General features: G+C 65.0%; 2 protein-coding genes. Both read right to left on the bottom strand.

What is annotated here, in order from left to right:
• Window positions 1-137 precede the first annotated feature (137 nt).
• Window positions 138-506, bottom strand: coding sequence for a transposase (locus tag HGK34_RS22135; RefSeq protein ID WP_372433178.1), 369 nt, complete (start codon window positions 504-506; stop codon window positions 138-140).
• Between the two features lie 82 nt (window positions 507-588).
• Window positions 589-1,500 (bottom strand): hypothetical protein, encoded by a 912-nt coding sequence (locus HGK34_RS22130; RefSeq protein ID WP_201851572.1) that lies wholly within the window; start codon window positions 1,498-1,500, stop codon window positions 589-591.
• Between the last annotated feature and the right edge of the window lie 476 nt (window positions 1,501-1,976).

Genomic DNA, 1,976 nt, shown 5'->3' with positions numbered 1-1,976 from the left:
TCGGCCGCCAGAGCCGAGGTCGCATCCGTCCCCGAACCCGTCAGCTCCACATCTTCCATCGTCATCTCGTCCAGCACACTCCATCTCGATCAGGCCCACAGCCTTACACGAGGTATTTGACACGCCCACTGGACGGCTCACCAGGTCGTCTCTCCCGCGAAATACTTCGCGGCCTTGCGCAGGATCTCCCGCTCAGTCGCGAGCGTCCGCTTCTCGGCCTCCAAACGCCGGTTGGTGGCCTCCAACTCCGCCACCCGCGCCTCAAGCTGACCGACCCGGCCACCAGACCGCACCGGCGAGGCGGCCGGCTCCGTCACCTCGGGCCCCGCCCGGCCGGTCACAGCCAGCTGGCCGCGCTTCTCAGCAGCCCGGCGCACCCACAGCCGCAGCGTCTCGCGCGAGACGCCCAGGTCCTGGGCGATGCCCTTGATCGTGGCCCCGGGAGTCGACTCGTACAAGGCCACAGCATCGGCCTTGAACTCCTCGGGGTAGTTCTTCATTGCCATCGGTTACAGAACTCGCTTCTCTGGATCAGGCATCCAGTATCAGCGTGTCCACCAAACGGGGTGAGGCCCCGTCACCAGCAAGCTAGCCGCGCTCGACGGCTCGAATGTGTTGGCGACTGCCGTCAGGGCCGAACGTGCGCCAAGAGCCAAGTTCGCGCAACGTCTGCCAGGGTCTGCGTCGTAGGGCCGTGCGCAGGCCTGCGCGCTCGTACGGTGAGCGGGGAAAGCCATCGATTGCGTCAGCGATGGTCTTCCATACCAGCGCCAAGCTGATCATAGCGGCGGCATAGGTCACCGGAAGGTCCTCAACGATGCCGGCCAGGAGCGTGGACCCACCGACGAAAAGGATCGCCAGTACGGCTGTCTTTGCAGCCGCGCGCGAGAGCCATCGGGCTTCTCGAACCGCCACTCGGGCGTTCTGCAAGTCGCTGGCCGTAATCTTGTGGGGGTTGCGACTCCACTGCACGTGAAGGGTGATCTTCGCACCCGCCTTGATCAACCGTGGATAGACAAGCAGCGCGCCGCTGGGCGCCTTCCTGTCCCGGCGCTCAGCTTCCGACTCGGACCGCAGCACCTGCATGACCCGGACCAGGAGGGGCTGGCTCTTCGGTTCTGGCTCGGAATCTAGTTCCGCGCTGCGAGTCAACCCCAGCCCTTCGAGATCGGGGATGCCCTTGCGCAGAGGCACCCCGAGCGCTTCGGCCCACTGGGACTGGAGCACCATTGGAGCCGAGCCGATGAAGTGGTCGCCGGTGATGTCCACCCGCCCGACGTTGTGCAGCGTTATCTCGAAGACACGCTGTTCAGGTTGAGCGTCATCGAAGGCCCAGTGGTCGAGGTCGTCGCACTCGCGTGAAGGCCCCCAGCTGATCCACAGGCGTGCCGTGGCTGTACCCCAATACCAGGCCGCGGCGATGGTAACCAGGATTGAGACAAGCACTCCGGCTCCGCCCCACCAGGACCCTTCGAGCCATTCCAGGATCTCCTGCCCCATCGGAGTATCATGCCCGATCCGAACCGCCCCGGGTTGGGTCTGTCCGATAGTGCGACAGAGCCGTTACTCAGACAGACCCGGCCGAGTCGCTCGACGTCCTCCTGGACAGGCTGGACTCGGCCTGACGGACGGTGTCTTGGGCGGGCGCCAGCTCCAGCTGGCGTATCGGGCCAGTTGCATCCCTTCCCGAGCACGCCCTCACGACGTATGACGGGCGCCGGCGACGGGTGTGAGCTAGACAGTGTGGTTGGCTTGAATTTGACGGTCCCACATACCGTCGAGCGGCGCAGCCGACCAGGCGTGAGCGATGTGGGTCCGAGCAGGCTGAGGACCGCAAAAACATCTGGGCAGTTGCGTCCCTGATAGTGGTGTAACGCGGTCGGCGTGATCGTCTCGGCGAGACGGAACGCGGTCACCGCGTGATCCTTCGAGTGAACCTCTCACAGCACTCTCGAACGGAGCATCACGATGACCGC

The organism is Myceligenerans indicum (assembly GCF_016742955.1).
GTDB classification, from domain to species: domain Bacteria; phylum Actinomycetota; class Actinomycetes; order Actinomycetales; family Cellulomonadaceae; genus Myceligenerans; species Myceligenerans indicum.
Note: the sequence above shows the minus strand (reverse complement) of the source record. Positions and strands in the feature narration are given on the sequence as shown.

What these genes read in the sequence shown, in the direction of transcription:
- HGK34_RS22135 (WP_372433178.1), bottom strand. Translation starts at nt 506, where the DNA reads ATGGCAATGAAGAACTACCCCGAGGAGTTCAAGGCCGATGCTGTGGCC.
- HGK34_RS22130 (WP_201851572.1), bottom strand. Translation starts at nt 1,500, where the DNA reads ATGGGGCAGGAGATCCTGGAATGGCTCGAAGGGTCCTGGTGGGGCGGA.